The sequence below is a fragment of the Bacillus sp. COPE52 genome (assembly GCF_003355115.1).
Lineage (GTDB): Bacteria > Bacillota > Bacilli > Bacillales > Bacillaceae_G > Bacillus_A > Bacillus_A toyonensis.
In genome coordinates this window covers 803,672-817,770 of record NZ_CP031292.1, presented here as the reverse complement: position 1 = coordinate 817,770, position 14,099 = coordinate 803,672, and the positions used below count along the sequence as shown (strand labels likewise).

The window sequence follows — 14,099 nt, the reverse complement described above, 5'->3', positions numbered from 1 at the left end:
ATATGATAAGACGTCTTTTCTATATGAAAAGGCGTTTTTTATTTTCACTCCCTCCCCTCTCTTCTTAGTTTAGGAGGGATTTTTTTATGAAAAAATTGTGTTCCATCGTACTTATTTTTCTATTACTTACATTGACGGCTTGTACAAATGAACAAGATGCTATCTCTTCACAAAAGCAACAAACGGTGAAAAAAGTAACTACAACAGTTGAAAATCATTTACAAACAGAAATTCCAAAGCAAATAAAAAAGCCATTAAAAATCGCATTAATTATGCAAATGTCTATCGGAACTTTTTCCTCTCAATATATTGAGGGCGTCAAAAAACAAGTCGAGCTATTTGGCGGTAGTGTACAAGTCTACAATTCTGATAACGATTTAGCAAAAATGGCTGCAAATTTAGATACTGCTATTAATTCAAAAGTGGATGGTATTTTAATTGATCATGGCCGATCTGAAGCATTAAAACCTGGGGTAGAAAAAGCGTTACAGGCGAACATTCCCGTAGTCGCGTTTGATAACGATCTACGCTTACCAGGTGTAACGATTATTGATCAAGATGACTATAGTCTTGCATGGAAATCATTAAAAACGTTAGCAGAAGATTTGAATGGACAAGGAAATATCGCAGTCGTATGGGTTGGCGGATTTGCTCCAATGGAACGTCGTAACGTTATCATTGATGCTTTTTATAAACGGTATCCAAATATAAAAGAAGTTGCGCGATTCGGTACTGCTAGTAATAACACACCACTTGATACACAAACACAAGTAGAAGCTTTACTAAAAAAATATCCGAAAGAAGGAGATTTACAAGCCATTTTCGCTTCGTGGGATGAGTTTGCTAAAGGAGCTGTTAAAGCACTTGAACAAGCTGGTCGTACAGATATAAAAGTATACAGCATTGACTTAAGTAATGAAGATTTACAACTTATGCAAAAAGAAAACTCACCTTGGTCTGCTACGGCTGCAACGGATCCAGCTGAAGTAGGGAAAGTTCAAGTACGATTCTTATACAAAAAAATTGCCGGTGAACAAACGCCAGATATTTATTCACTAGAACCTTATTTAGTAAAGAAAAATATTTTACCAAAAGAAAATATAACAATGGATCAATTATCAAAACATATAAACGGTTGGGGAGACTCGAAAGATGCGTATTCTCCTTGGATGAAAAAATTAGAGAAGGAGAAAAAATGATGACATTCTCTCTTCAAAACATTACACATTCTTATCATGCCGCTACACCTGTTCTAGAAGATGTTTCTATCCATATTCAAAAAGGAAAAGTTCATGCCCTACTAGGAATGAACGGTGCTGGGAAAAGTACTCTACTGAAAATAGCAACTGGTGAAATTCAACCAGTTGCTGGCGATATAAAAATTGATAATCAGTCTGTTTCCTTTACTTCGCCACGCGATGCAAAAAAGCACGGTATTTCTTTCGTAACACAAGAAGTAGATCACGGACTTATTCCGGGATTATCTGTATTAGAAAATGTACTTATCGATCATTTAGCAATGCAAAATAAAGTACTATTTTCAAAGTCAAAATTAGTCGCACTCGCTAAACAACATTTGCAAACTGTACAGGTAGATTTAAATGTTTCGGAAGATGTTTCAAACTGCTCATTACATGAAAAACAATTACTTCTTATCGCAAGAGCTTTATCCAACAATACAAATTATCTTTTATTAGATGAGCCTACTTCTTCTCTTGGACCGAAAGAAGTTGAAACCTTCGGACAACTATTAAAAGATTTAACATCAAAAGGAATTGGCATCATCTTAATTTCTCATCGTTTATCAGAGATTCGAAATTTTGCGGATGATGTAACTGTATTACATAACGGTAAAGTCGCACTTTCTGAAGCGATTACAAAGGTTACAGATCAACAAATTGTGGAATCGATGACTGGAAAACAACTGACACTTCCTATTAATGCAGCACCAAAACAAGGGAACGAAGAATTATTTAAAGCACAAGAACTTCCATTACACAAAAAACATTCTCCCCTTTCTCTCACCGTACGGAAAGGTGAAACTGTTGTGATATACGGATTAATTGGCAGTGGCAAAACAACACTTGCTGAAACGTTATTTGGTGCTCATCATACTTATCACGCAGAAATAAACGGTCAAAATATAACGATTAAAACACCGCGAGATGCGATTAAAGCGAAAATCGCACTTGTACCAGAAGAAAGAAGAAAACAAGGCGTATTTCTTTCGGAAGACATTATAAGTCACACTAATTTACACCAATCAGGTTGGAGACGAAAACAAACCGAATTAAATAATGCTACTACGGCAATTTCTTCTTTCAGCATTTCACCGAATGACCCAAAAGCCTTTATTCATTCACTTAGCGGTGGAAATCAACAAAAAGTCTCGATTGCAAAGTGGCATGGATTCAAACCGAATCTATTTCTTTTAGACGAGCCGACTAAAGGTGTAGACATAGCTGCAAAACAAGACATTTTTCAATTCATTCGTAACATTACTGAAAACGGAAGTTCCGTAATTTACTTCACAGGAGAACAAGATGAAGCACTGCATATCGCTGATCGCATTCTTATACTGGCAAACGGAGAATTTGTAGGTGAATACTTACCAAACGAACTATCTCCTGAACAGCTTTTACATTTATCTGAAGGGAGTTATTCCATTGAATCTCATTCATAAAACAAAAACTAAGAAACTATATTTACCTACTCATCTTTTTTATCAATTTAGTACGATTGCTATCATTATAGGTGTTACAATTTTCTTCTCTATCGCCAACGATTCTTTTTTAACATACAACAATATTAGTGATGTTTTACGCTCCATTTCTATCGTAACGTTACTTGCAATTGGTGTTACCTTTACATTAATTGTAGATGGGTTTGATTTATCGGTCGGCTCTACCGCTAGTTTAGCAACCATTGCCACTGCTTCCTGTCTCATTTTATATCGACAAGAACTATTAGTCACACTCCTTGTTCCTATTCTTTGTGGGCTATTAGTTGGATTATTAAATGCACTACTCGTTATCCGAATTAAACTACCAGATTTACTAGCTACATTAAGTATCATGTATATCGTGAATGGACTACACTTAACATTTTCAAAAGGATCTTCTATTTATGAAGGAATGTCTGGTGCCAAAGGACATTTTATTCCATCCTTTTTATTTATCGGTCAAGGTTCTGTCTTAGGAATTCCAGTCCCTGTCATTATCATGCTTATTGTCGTTTTGATTGCATATGTATTTTTAGAAAAAACAACGTACGGTCGTTTCTTTTATATGACAGGTGGGAATCGAGAAGCTGCTAGACTAGCTGGTATTCCTACTGATCGTTACCGTGTATATGCTTATATGATTAGCGGTTTACTTGCCTCTATTGGCGGTATTATTCTATGTAGCCGTGTTGGCACAGGACAAGTTTCAGCTGGCGCCCCATTATTAATGGATGCAGTTGCAGCTGCCTATATCGGTTATGCAATGTTCGGTGCTAAGAAACCAAATGTCATCGGAACATTTCTTGGTTCCGTATTAATCGGGATCATATTAAACGGCCTTACAATGATGAACGTTCCTTATTATGCACAAGATATCATTAAAGGCAGTATTTTAATTGCAGCTTTAGCCTTTTCATTTATTAAAAAGAAACGTAAATAAAGTGAAACTTTAATAAGTGGGGGTTTTCTTCCCCCCACTTATTATTAGGCTTCACCAATCGCGCATTAACGGGCAGTTGATCCCCCACCTAACTTCTTTGCTTTCGCCGAATTTTGAGGTGGGGGTCTTACTGCCCGTTAATGTGCTACTTTCCTTTTGCAACAATCACACGAACTACTTCAACGCAAGGAGCAGAAGACCGTTTGCTATTGCTGTAACACCTAAGAAGATTGCTATCATCAGCTCTCCCATTATTAAATACATAAATAATAGAAGAAATGAAAACCTCCTCTACGACCAAACTAATTAAAAGAGGTTAGAAACCTTTAATATTTCTCATTTACCTGTAATTCTTTACTATACTTTTGAATGAACACTGATGAAATAATCATTACCATTCCTATACTAAAACTAATAAGCTGATCTAATAACATTTCATCATGCATGAGCAAACGAAATAAAAATACACCACCAAAAATAAGCAACATAGTAAATCCAGTATGTCTAAGTCCTTTATATACATTTTCCATATGTATCACCTCTCCACATACCTTTATCCATATTATACCATACCCCAAAAATTTGTATAACCAACATTCGGTATTGAAACCACTAATAAAAAAGACTGCAGAGAAATTCTTCTCCGCAGCCTAATATTTATTTTTGCAAAAACGCCTGTAAATCTGCAAATTGTCTCTTTGCATCCTCATAGCCTTGCTCATATAAACTTTGTAATTTTGCTGTATCTTTTTCCATACGATCTACTTGAAGCGGCACTTCTGGGCGAATAACAAATAAATTCCCAGCTTGTTCTTCTTTTTCAATGTAGTGAAGTGTTTCATTATACACTTCATAACGATTCAGCATCGTGTTAACAAGGTTCGGATATTTTTTATAAGCTTTCGCTGCAACCCATCCAAACTTTGATTTTTTCTTTGCGTAACCATGATTTCTCGTTAAAATAACGACTGATTTTTTAAATCCGTCTTCTTGCGCTTTACGAACTGGAATCGGATCAGAAATCCCGCCATCTAACAATTGCTTACCGCGGTAATTTACTACCGGTGCAATGAAAGGCAATGAACTAGACGCTTGTAATAAATTTAGCGCATCATCATTCGTTCCTTCTTTTTCAAAATAAACAGATTGCCCTGTTTCACAATCTGTTGTCCCTACAAGGAAACGCTCTGGACTATTGAAGTATGTTTCAAAATCAAACGGCACATGCTTTTCTGGAATTTCATGAAAAATGAAATCCATATCGAATAGTTGACGTTTTTTCCACAAGTTTTTATACGATAAATATTGTGGATGTGATGCATAATCAATATTGACTGTTTTATTTCTATTTCTTTGTCTGGAAAGATACGACGCTGCATGACAAGCACCAGCCGAGACACCAATCACATATGGAAAATATAAATCTTGTTCCATAAAATATTCTAATATCCCGCCCGTATATACACCACGCATACCGCCGCCTTCTAATACTAACCCCGTATTTTCAAGCATGTTACTCTCTCCTCTATATATATTGACTCTTTAATTATTCACTATGTTAAGTATCTTTTTCTATTATATATGAGTTCTTTCAGAAATTATATTCAAAAGGCTTGAGAAAAAAGTATTTTTTCTTCCAATTATATTTCCAAATGATCAGAGACATCCTTTATAAACCTTTGAATAAAATCTTGCTCTTCTTTCGTATATCCATCTAAAAGTAACAGCCACTCTTCTTCCGCTTGTTTATGCAACTTTTCATGAGCTTTATATATTTCATTTCCTCTTTCCGTTAAGCGGAAGAAAATTTCTTTTTGATTATCTAACATTTGCATCTTCTCAACGAACTGCTTTTGAAATAACTTTGTACAAATTTTAGAGATCGCGCCCTTCGTCATTCCCATTTCTGTTGTAATAGCCGTTACATTCATGAGACCATTTTGTCCGATACACTCGATAACATGTAACTCAGATAAAGACATACCACTTACACCTGTTTCACGAAGAAACTTCTCATTATTTTCTTTCAAATGCTCTTCTTTTTTATGAAAAAGTGTACGAATATCCGAAATTATTTCCATTTGTTTCGCTGTACGTTCCAATCCGTTCGCCTCCTAAGTTTCCAAAGAAACAATTTAACTATATACCATTTTAAAATCATTTCTCCATCTTTACAAGTGAGAAAATCATGTTAAAATAAATTTAGTTTCCAAGGAAACTAAAAATAAGGAGGTTAGCAATTATGGAAAAAACCAAACTGAATTTCATTTTATATGTTGTCTGTATGAGTGCCTTACTCAGTTCCTTCGCTCAAAATATTTACACACCGATCTTACCGATGATTCAAAATTCGTTTCATACTTCTCTTTATCTTGTAAGTTTAACCGTTTCACTTTTCACATTCATTCTTGCGATTATGCAGCTCATATATGGACCTTTAATTGATACAAAAGGAAGAAAATCTGTCCTTATCCCTAGTTTAATTATTAGTACAATCGGCTCAATTGGTTGTGCTTTCTCACCAAACATTTACTTATTTCTATTTTTTAGAGCTGTTCAAGCTATAGGAATAGCGGCTATACCTGTAGTTGCAGCAACGATTATCGGTGATTTATTTGAAGGAAAAGAACGCGGAAAAGCGATGAGCCTTTATCAAATGTTACTCGCTCTCGCACCTGCGATCGGCCCTCTTATAGGTGGTTATCTCAGCAGTATACACGGCCACTTATCTGTATTTCTGTTTTTATCTACAATTGGCATCATCTTATTAATTATAAACATTTCACTACTTCCAGAAACAAAACCAAATGTAATTAAACAACCTAAAGCAAAAAAGAATTACTGGCTTATCTTAAAAAATAAAACTGGATTTTCTATTACACTTATTGGCTTTATTCAATTTTGTATGTATTTCTGTTTCCTCGTTTTTTTGCCTAGCATATTAACAAATATATATCATCTACACGCAAGTGAAATTGGTCTTATGTTTGTACCAATGTCCCTTTCTATTATGTTAGGAAGTTATTGCTACAAATTTTTGCAAAAACAGTTCACAACAAAGCAAGCTTTATTCATCACTAGTTTCTTCAATATTATATGTATCACTTTATTCTCTTTCGCATATAGCAACAATATCCCAACCGTCATTATCGTTACCTCTTTATACGGTTTTAGCATGGGACTTTCTATGCCAACTCACACTACTTTATTAACGGAAGAATTCGTACAAGAACGCGCAACAGCTATCGGTATGTACAACTTCATTCGCTATTTTGGCATGGGTACAGGACCTATTGTAGGTGGGTTTCTTTTATTTAATCAAAATTACTTTTGGATTTTCTTTATAGGAGCAGTTACATTTCTACTTATAGTTTTATACGCAATAAAAATGTTACGTTTCTCTACCGCACAAAAGGCAAAATAGAGCCCCAGAAAGGTGGGCTCTATTTAAGCTCTTTGATCGGCAACAATATGAATATCAATATACTTTGTTTGTCTCATAATTTCATTTACAATAGAACCTTTTCGTATTTCTTCCCACCTTGTTCTTGCAGATTGTCCAAGTAAAATTTGCGTCACTTGTAATCTTTTTGCGACTTCAATAATAACATCCGCTGGTTTTCTCCCTTTCGCCTCTTCTAATACAAAACTCGCATCAAATTGATTGGTTAACGATTTCCACTCTTCAATCGTCTGCTTTTTTCCAGCTGAAATAAAATCTATATTTTCCCTCTCAACGTTTAATACGTACAATTCAGCATTTAACCGATCAGCCATGCGCCATCCCCGTCTTATTAATTTCTCCGCTGTTGAACTGTATTGTACACAAACGAGAATTTTTTCTTTTACGCCAATTGGTTCTATTACTGTTTGGCTAATTTTCTCGTCCATATCATCAGCAACTTCTCGAAGTGATAACTCTCTGAGTGCCCCTAGATTATTAAGCGTAAAGAAATTTTGTAAGCTTTGCTGAATTTTTTCTTCCTTATATATCTTTCCATCTATTAATCTCTTCCTTAATACCTCGGGCGTTGCATCAACGAGCTGAATTTCATTTGCTTTTTGTAAAATAAAGTCTGGAATACGTTCCCGTACTTTTACATTCGTAATTTGAGCTACAATGTCATGAACGCTTTCTAAATGTTGAATATTAAACGCAGATAATACAGATATACCGGCATCTAACAATTCTTGCACATCCATGTAACGCTTCTTATTTTTAGACCCAGGAATGTTACTATGTGCAAGTTCATCCACTACAACTACTTGCGGGCCACGCTTTATAATTCCTTCTACATCAAGTTCATAAAATACTTTTCCTTTATACTCTATTTCTTTTAAAGGAACTTTTTCTAAATCAGCAATTGCTTCTTCCGTCTCTTTTCTACCATGTGTTTCAATTAAACCAATTACAATATCAATACCGTCTTTTTTCATCTCTCGTGCATCAAAAAGCATTTTATAACTTTTCCCTACGCCTGGGGCAGCCCCTACGTATAGCTTTAATTTTCCACGATTTTGTTGACGAATGTATTCTAAATATTCCTCTGGCGTTCGCCTTTGAAACGTCGGTTTATAATCATCCGCATACAAAACACTCACAACCCTTCTTGCGAAACAACACTACCTCAATCCGTTAGATTGAGGTAGTACTGTTACTATTTCATTAATTTCTGTAATTCTAAGTTTAACTTTAAGACGTTTACGCAATCTTCTCCAAATAAACCGAAGGCAGCACCTTCTGTTTGCTCCTTAATCAATTGATTTAACTTTTCTTTCGGAATATTCGTTAATTTAGAGATGCGATCTACCTGCACAGACGCTGCCTTTGGACTAATGTCAGGATCAAGCCCTGAACCTGAATTCGTCACTAAGTCTATCGGTACTTCTGTAACTGGAACGGTTGGATTTTGTTTCTTCCAGTCTTCCATACTTTTCTCTACTCGTTTCTCTAAATCTGGATTAGACGGTGCATAGTTATTTGAACCAGATGCTTCTGCTTTATATTCTATACTAGAGACACGTCCATGAAAATAACGTGGATCTGTGAAATTTTGACCGATTAACTTCGAACCAACTATTTCATCCTTATCATTATATATAAGACTTCCATCCGCATTATCCTTCATTACCGCTTGTGCAATACCAGTTACAATAAGCGGGTATACGAGGCCGCACAAAACTAAAAATGTAAAAGTAATACGAATAATTGGTGATAGTATACTTTGTTTCTTCGCCATCTTTTTCCCCTCTTCCTTATATGAACAAGCCGACAATCATATCAATTACCTTAATTCCAATGAACGGAACGATAACCCCGCCAAGCCCGTAAATGAGTAAGTTTCTGCTAAGCAATGCATTAGAGCTCATCGGTTTATATGCGATTCCTTTCATCGCTAATGGAATAAGTAATGGAATAATAACAGCGTTAAATATTAATGCTGATAAAATTGCTGACAGTGGTGACGTTAATTTCATAATGTTCAATGCTTCCATTTGCGGAATCGCAAGTGTAAACATTGCTGGAATGATTGCAAAATATTTCGCTATATCATTCGCAATACTAAACGTCGTTAACGCACCACGTGTCATTAACAATTGCTTACCGATTCCTACAACCTCAATAATTTTCGTTGGATTCGAGTCTAGATCAATCATGTTCGCCGCTTCTTTCGCTGCTGTCGTACCACTATTCATCGCTAATCCAACGTCCGCCTGCGCTAATGCTGGAGCATCATTTGTACCATCACCTGTCATCGCTACAAGTTTCCCTTTATCTTGCTCTGCTTTAATAACAGCAATTTTATCTTCCGGTTTACACTCAGCAACAAATTCATCTACTCCAGCTTCTTTTGCAATCGTTGCTGCTGTTAACGGATTATCACCTGTACACATAACCGTTTTAATCCCCATTTGGCGTAACTGTTCAAAACGCTCACGCATACCCGGTTTTACTGTATCCTTTAAATAAATTAAACCGTAAATACGATTATCTACTGCAACTACAAGTGGTGTTCCACCCTCTTTTGAAATGAAATCTGCTTTTTGATTTACATCTTTCGGAATTGTTCCGCCTTGTGACCCAACCCATTCAATAACGGCACCTACAGCACCTTTTCTCACTTTCGTTCCGTCTTGTAAATCAACACCACTCATTCTCGTTTCTGCTTTAAACGGAACAAACTCACCTTGTTCTGCAAGTTCTCTATTATATGATATAGATTTTCCCTGCACATACTCGATAACAGATCGACCTTCTGGCGTTTCATCTAAAACAGAACTAATAGCAGCCCACTTTCCAACTTGCTCAATCGTTTCATTTCCTACTGGAAGCAGTGTATGTGCCATTCGGTTCCCGAAAGTAATCGTACCTGTTTTATCTAAAATAATTGTATTAATATCGCCCGCAGCTTCTACTGCTTTCCCTGACATCGCTAACACGTTAAATTTTGTCACCCGGTCCATCCCAGCTATACCAATTGCCGATAATAACCCACCAATTGTCGTTGGAATTAAACAAACTAACAATGCTACAAGTACAGCTGTATCAATTTGAAACCCTAAATAATTCGTGAAAATTGGCAACGTCACAACAACGATTAAGAAAATAAGCGTTAAACTCGTTAATACTGTATTTAAAGCAATCTCATTCGGCGTTTTTTGACGAGCAGCCCCTTCTACTAATGAAATCATTTTATCAATAAATGATTCTCCAGGATTACTTGTAATAACAATTGTAATCTCATCACTTACGACCATCGTTCCGCCTGTTACGGAACAAAAATCGCCACCCGCTTCCTTTATAACAGGGGCTGATTCTCCTGTTATTGCAGATTCATCGACAGACGCTAACCCTTTTATTACTTCACCATCATTCGGAATCATTTCCCCTTGTTTTACGATAACAACGTCACCTTTTCTCAGATCAGTTGCTGAAACTTGAACAATGTCTCCATTTTCTTTTACGACATTTGCAAACACATCTTTCTTCGATTGTTTTAAAGAATCGGCTTGCGCTTTACCACGGCCTTCAGCTAACGCTTCTGCAAAGTTAGCAAATAAAACTGTAAATAATAGAATGAGAGAAACTGTTATATTAAACCATCCTGGTACACTACTAGAACTGCTTGGGAGAAAAGATAAAATGAACGTAATGATAAACCCAATTTCCACAATGAACATAATCGGATTCTTTATCATTACTTTCGGATTCAATTTCGCAAAGGATTGTTTCATCGCATGCGTCACGATATCACGATCCAACGTTTTCGCTTGTCTAACTTCATCTTCTACAGCATGTATTTGTGAATCGTTCAATTGTTTTTCTTTTACTACTACCGGTCTCATTATTTACCCTCCATTACTTCAATGTAAGAAATTCTGCAATTGGGCCAAGTACTAACATCGGGAAAAATGTTAATGCACCAACAATTACAATCGTTCCAATAAAGATTCCTCCAAATAAACCATTATCCGTACGGAACGTTCCGACTGTTTCTGGTACTACCGTCTTCTCTTTCAATGAAGCTGCTACAGCTAGCATCGTAATTAAACTGAAATAGCGTCCTAAAAACATAACTAAACCAGTCGTAATATTCCAAAACGGTGTATTATCTGCTAATCCTTCAAATCCAGATCCATTATTCGCAGCTGACGATGTGTATTCATATACAACTTGCGTTAAACCGTGAAAACCGGAATGAGAAATCGCATCCGTTCCTAAACTTGTTGAAAGAGCTAATGCAGAAAATCCTAAGATAAGTAATGGATGAAATAGAATCGTTACTGCAATTAATTTCATTTCCTTACCTTCAATCTTTTTACCTAAAAACTCTGGTGTTCTTCCGACCATTAACCCAGATATAAAAACTGCAATAATTGCATACATAATAATATTAATAAAGCCCGCTCCAACACCGCCGTATACTGTATTCAACATCATATTTACGAGTGGAACTAAACCGCCAATTGGCGTTAACGTATCATGCATCGTATTAACGGCCCCTGTTTCAGCAGCTGTCGTTACTGTTGCGTATAGTGAAGAAAATACTGTTCCAAATCGTACTTCTTTCCCTTCTGTACTTCCTTGTACATGTTCGATACCCATTCCATTTAATGCCGGATTCCCGTTTAGTTCAGATGTCGTAATCGTTATAAATCCTAGTAAAAACACCATGAATAGTGAAACGAAAAGGATACGCCCTTGTTTTTTATTTCCTACCATTCGTCCGTACGTAAATGGAAGTGCTGTTGGTAATAACATCATAAGCATCATTTGCAAAATATTACTCATTTGTCCTGGATTTTCAAAAGGATGTGTAGAGTTTGCCCCGAAAAATCCACCGCCGTTATTCCCAAGTTCCTTAATAGAAACGAATGATGCAACAGGCCCGCGTAAAATACTTTGTTTTGCTCCATCAATCGTTTGTGCTGTAACCGCCCCATCTAACGTTTGTGGTACACCAAGTGCGACAAAGACTAACGCTGCAATAAATGCGATAGGAAGAAACACTCTCGTTAACGCCCTCGTAAAATCAACGAAAAAGTTACCAAGTTCTTTTCCAGCAAGTCCTCTTATAAAAGCCATAACAATCGCTAACGTCGTTGCTGGTGCCGCAAACATTAAAAATGTAATCCCGATTAATTGTGATAAATAAGATAAACCATTTTCACCGCTGTAATGTTGTAAGTTTGTATCAGCCATAAAACTAATCGCTGTATTAAAAGCGAGCGTAGGCTCCATCCCTTCAATATGCGCTGGATTTAATGGCAATACACCTTGTAATCTAAAAATGAAATATACAACGACAATCATAAATCCGTTGAGTAGAACTAATGATAATGCATACTGTTTCCACGTTTGATTGTATCCTTTTACACCTGTAATTTTAAAAATAAGTTTCTCAAAAGGCCCGAATACTTTATCTAGCATTTTGCTACCTTGAAAGGCTTTCTCTAAATAAATCCCCGTTGGCTTTGCTACTAAAATAAACAAGAGCATTGTAATAATGACTGCAACCCAAATCATAATGAATGATTCCCCCTAATTAAAACTTTTCTGGATTTAATAATGCGTATACTAAGTACACCGTAATCGCTGCAACAATAACCGATAAGGCAATCATCATGATTGCTTCCCTTCTTTCACAACTTTATCTGACCAACTTGCAAGACTTGCCATCGATGCTACTAATACAACAAAAATTCCGATCATCACAACATCTAACATAACAATCCCTCACTTTTAATGTTAAAATTTACCATTAAAATATTAAAAAAGAACACTGAGCTCTACTCAGTGTTCAAAAAATGAACAACAAAAAGTAAACCTCCTCTCTAAACGCTTACGAGGTTAGCTGTCGGATTCGGGCCTAAAGAGTAGCCCTACTTTCAAAACTGAAAGATTCACCCCAAGTGACGATGCACAAAATTGGTTCCCCCGCTCCATTTCTGGAACTCAGCGATTTTAGGTTTTTTTTGGAAATTTGATAAATGATTTATGAGAGTAAATATACTCCTCTATATTTCACTTGTAAAGAGGTAAATTACTTAAAATAAGAAAATATTACGCTATTTAAACGCTTACATTACGTATTATTAATATTCTTTCATCTGTTTTCTTGTCTTTTCTTTCTTTTTCATAGAAATGACCTTTTATATATAAAAAAAGAGCGAATGTATATAAGCACCCCACTTAGGCACACTTAACATTCGCTCTCGTTTTCATTCAGAATTTATTTACCACGTAAAAAAGCACGTAAATTTCTCCCACGGATATAAACTTGTGATAATTCTGCATGTAACTGCTCATATTCAATAATATCCGCCTCTAAATACAAAGCATCTTTTGATGGTAATAAAATATATGGACCTGGAAAAATAGGATCAATCTGTGCCAATTCTTGAACCCTCTCGATCGATACCGCCCAACGATTTGCTATATCTCCAAATAGTAGTACCTTCATCATTTCTTCCCCCGCCCTATTCAAAAAATAAAAACGAAATATTATCACAGTTCGTAAACACGACAAATTTAGCTCCAATTGTTTCATAGAGCCGCGCTGGATATCGTTTATTCCTTGTAACAACAGTAATAGGCGCTTGAAAAGAAAAACGAATGTGTTCTGTGAAGAAACTAACTGTTGGAAGCTCATCCCCTAGTAAAATCACCTTCTTAATTCGTGTGCACATACTAGTAAAATCTTTCTCCTTATTACAGCTATAAGCTGATTCAAACCCATAATCTCTAACTTCAGCCGCTATCTCTTCATTGACTGTAAAAATAATTAACTCATGCTGAAATGCTACTAGCTCTCTTAAACTCTTTACCTTGTTTTTTTCTCCAACACAAATAAGTGTTAGTTCCATGTACCTCATCCTCCTTAGCATAAAAGAATTCAAACGTAGATTGATATTCCCCTATACTAATCGGATCGA

General features: G+C 36.0%; 15 protein-coding genes and 1 riboswitch. Of the genes, 4 read left to right on the top strand and 11 right to left on the bottom strand.

The genetic code is table 11. The features are described 5' to 3' along the window. Positions 1–86: 86 nt before the first annotated feature. From DPQ31_RS03985 to DPQ31_RS03975, 3 genes are read left to right on the top strand one after another with little or no spacing between them, the layout of a single operon-like run. Positions 87–1,199, top strand: coding sequence for a sugar ABC transporter substrate-binding protein (locus DPQ31_RS03985; protein ID WP_098139560.1), 1,113 nt, complete (start codon positions 87–89; stop codon positions 1,197–1,199). Continuing rightward, the gene (locus tag DPQ31_RS03980; RefSeq protein ID WP_208731563.1) at positions 1,196–2,683 is read left to right on the top strand and encodes a sugar ABC transporter ATP-binding protein; all 1,488 of its coding nucleotides are present in this window, start codon (positions 1,196–1,198) and stop codon (positions 2,681–2,683) included. Before DPQ31_RS03985 ends, DPQ31_RS03980 begins: the two co-directional genes overlap by 4 nt. Continuing rightward, positions 2,667–3,662 (top strand): ABC transporter permease, encoded by a 996-nt coding sequence (locus DPQ31_RS03975; protein WP_087971091.1) that lies wholly within the window; start codon positions 2,667–2,669, stop codon positions 3,660–3,662. The genes DPQ31_RS03980 and DPQ31_RS03975 overlap by 17 nt, the downstream gene beginning before the upstream one ends. Positions 3,663–3,988: 326 nt before the next feature. On the opposite strand, the gene DPQ31_RS03970 is transcribed toward DPQ31_RS03975, so the two are convergent. The 3 genes from DPQ31_RS03970 to DPQ31_RS03960 form a co-directional block, all read right to left on the bottom strand. Beyond that, complete coding sequence (locus DPQ31_RS03970) at positions 3,989–4,192, bottom strand: hypothetical protein (protein ID WP_097959552.1); 204 nt, start codon at positions 4,190–4,192, stop codon at positions 3,989–3,991. A 127-nt stretch (positions 4,193–4,319) separates the two neighbouring features. After that, entirely contained in the window at positions 4,320–5,174 is an 855-nt protein-coding gene (locus tag DPQ31_RS03965) for a patatin-like phospholipase family protein (protein ID WP_000892699.1), read from the bottom strand. A gap of 128 nt (positions 5,175–5,302) precedes the next feature. Then, positions 5,303–5,764 (bottom strand): MarR family transcriptional regulator, encoded by a 462-nt coding sequence (locus DPQ31_RS03960; protein WP_087971089.1) that lies wholly within the window; start codon positions 5,762–5,764, stop codon positions 5,303–5,305. 140 nt (positions 5,765–5,904) lie between these two features. Between DPQ31_RS03960 and DPQ31_RS03955 the strand changes: the two genes are divergently transcribed. Then, positions 5,905–7,086, top strand: coding sequence for an MFS transporter (locus DPQ31_RS03955; RefSeq protein WP_098139556.1), 1,182 nt, complete (start codon positions 5,905–5,907; stop codon positions 7,084–7,086). A 23-nt stretch (positions 7,087–7,109) separates the two neighbouring features. Here the strand turns inward: DPQ31_RS03955 and kdpDN are convergent, their stop codons facing one another. The 8 genes from kdpDN to DPQ31_RS03915 all read right to left on the bottom strand — a co-directional run bounded on the left by kdpDN (position 7,110) and on the right by DPQ31_RS03915 (position 14,030). After that, the gene (kdpDN, locus tag DPQ31_RS03950) at positions 7,110–8,264 is read right to left on the bottom strand and encodes a KdpD-like non-kinase potassium sensor (RefSeq protein WP_087971088.1); all 1,155 of its coding nucleotides are present in this window, start codon (positions 8,262–8,264) and stop codon (positions 7,110–7,112) included. Positions 8,265–8,320: 56 nt separating this feature from the next. Next, entirely contained in the window at positions 8,321–8,902 is a 582-nt protein-coding gene (kdpC, locus tag DPQ31_RS03945) for a K(+)-transporting ATPase subunit C (protein WP_208731562.1), read from the bottom strand. A 16-nt stretch (positions 8,903–8,918) separates the two neighbouring features. Then, a complete protein-coding gene (kdpB, locus tag DPQ31_RS03940; protein ID WP_140158630.1) occupies positions 8,919–11,009 on the bottom strand; it encodes a potassium-transporting ATPase subunit KdpB in 2,091 nt (696 codons plus the stop codon). A 13-nt stretch (positions 11,010–11,022) separates the two neighbouring features. Continuing rightward, positions 11,023–12,690 (bottom strand): potassium-transporting ATPase subunit KdpA, encoded by a 1,668-nt coding sequence (kdpA, locus tag DPQ31_RS03935; RefSeq protein ID WP_000638325.1) that lies wholly within the window; start codon positions 12,688–12,690, stop codon positions 11,023–11,025. Between the two features lie 19 nt (positions 12,691–12,709). Beyond that, positions 12,710–12,790, bottom strand: a complete 81-nt coding sequence (gene kdpF, locus DPQ31_RS03930; protein ID WP_000972378.1) for a K(+)-transporting ATPase subunit F — start codon at positions 12,788–12,790, stop codon at positions 12,710–12,712. Further along, on the bottom strand, positions 12,787–12,891 hold the full coding sequence (locus DPQ31_RS03925; RefSeq protein ID WP_000887889.1) for a SipW-dependent-type signal peptide-containing protein: 105 nt from the start codon (positions 12,889–12,891) through the stop codon (positions 12,787–12,789). The genes kdpF and DPQ31_RS03925 overlap by 4 nt, the downstream gene beginning before the upstream one ends. A 98-nt stretch (positions 12,892–12,989) precedes the next feature. Then, positions 12,990–13,135, bottom strand: a riboswitch (cyclic di-AMP (ydaO/yuaA leader). A 261-nt stretch (positions 13,136–13,396) separates the two neighbouring features. Further along, the gene (locus DPQ31_RS03920) at positions 13,397–13,630 is read right to left on the bottom strand and encodes a hypothetical protein (protein ID WP_002059283.1); all 234 of its coding nucleotides are present in this window, start codon (positions 13,628–13,630) and stop codon (positions 13,397–13,399) included. 13 nt (positions 13,631–13,643) lie between these two features. Further along, positions 13,644–14,030: a hypothetical protein gene (locus DPQ31_RS03915; protein WP_141523614.1), complete on the bottom strand. Its 387-nt coding sequence runs from the start codon at positions 14,028–14,030 to the stop codon at positions 13,644–13,646. Between the last annotated feature and the right edge of the window lie 69 nt (positions 14,031–14,099).

Excerpts from the sequence above, each read along its gene's own strand:
- DPQ31_RS03985 (WP_098139560.1), top strand. The coding sequence starts at position 87 with ATGAAAAAATTGTGTTCCATCGTACTTATTTTTCTATTACTTACATTG.
- DPQ31_RS03980 (WP_208731563.1), top strand. The coding sequence starts at position 1,196 with ATGATGACATTCTCTCTTCAAAACATTACACATTCTTATCATGCCGCT.
- DPQ31_RS03970 (WP_097959552.1), bottom strand. The coding sequence starts at position 4,192 with ATGGAAAATGTATATAAAGGACTTAGACATACTGGATTTACTATGTTG.
- DPQ31_RS03965 (WP_000892699.1), bottom strand. The coding sequence starts at position 5,174 with ATGCTTGAAAATACGGGGTTAGTATTAGAAGGCGGCGGTATGCGTGGT.
- DPQ31_RS03955 (WP_098139556.1), top strand. The coding sequence starts at position 5,905 with ATGGAAAAAACCAAACTGAATTTCATTTTATATGTTGTCTGTATGAGT.
- kdpC (WP_208731562.1), bottom strand. The coding sequence starts at position 8,902 with ATGGCGAAGAAACAAAGTATACTATCACCAATTATTCGTATTACTTTT.
- kdpB (WP_140158630.1), bottom strand. The coding sequence starts at position 11,009 with ATGAGACCGGTAGTAGTAAAAGAAAAACAATTGAACGATTCACAAATA.
- kdpA (WP_000638325.1), bottom strand. The coding sequence starts at position 12,690 with ATGATTTGGGTTGCAGTCATTATTACAATGCTCTTGTTTATTTTAGTA.
- kdpF (WP_000972378.1), bottom strand. The coding sequence starts at position 12,790 with ATGATGATTGCCTTATCGGTTATTGTTGCAGCGATTACGGTGTACTTA.
- DPQ31_RS03925 (WP_000887889.1), bottom strand. The coding sequence starts at position 12,891 with ATGTTAGATGTTGTGATGATCGGAATTTTTGTTGTATTAGTAGCATCG.
- DPQ31_RS03920 (WP_002059283.1), bottom strand. The coding sequence starts at position 13,630 with ATGATGAAGGTACTACTATTTGGAGATATAGCAAATCGTTGGGCGGTA.
- DPQ31_RS03915 (WP_141523614.1), bottom strand. The coding sequence starts at position 14,030 with ATGGAACTAACACTTATTTGTGTTGGAGAAAAAAACAAGGTAAAGAGT.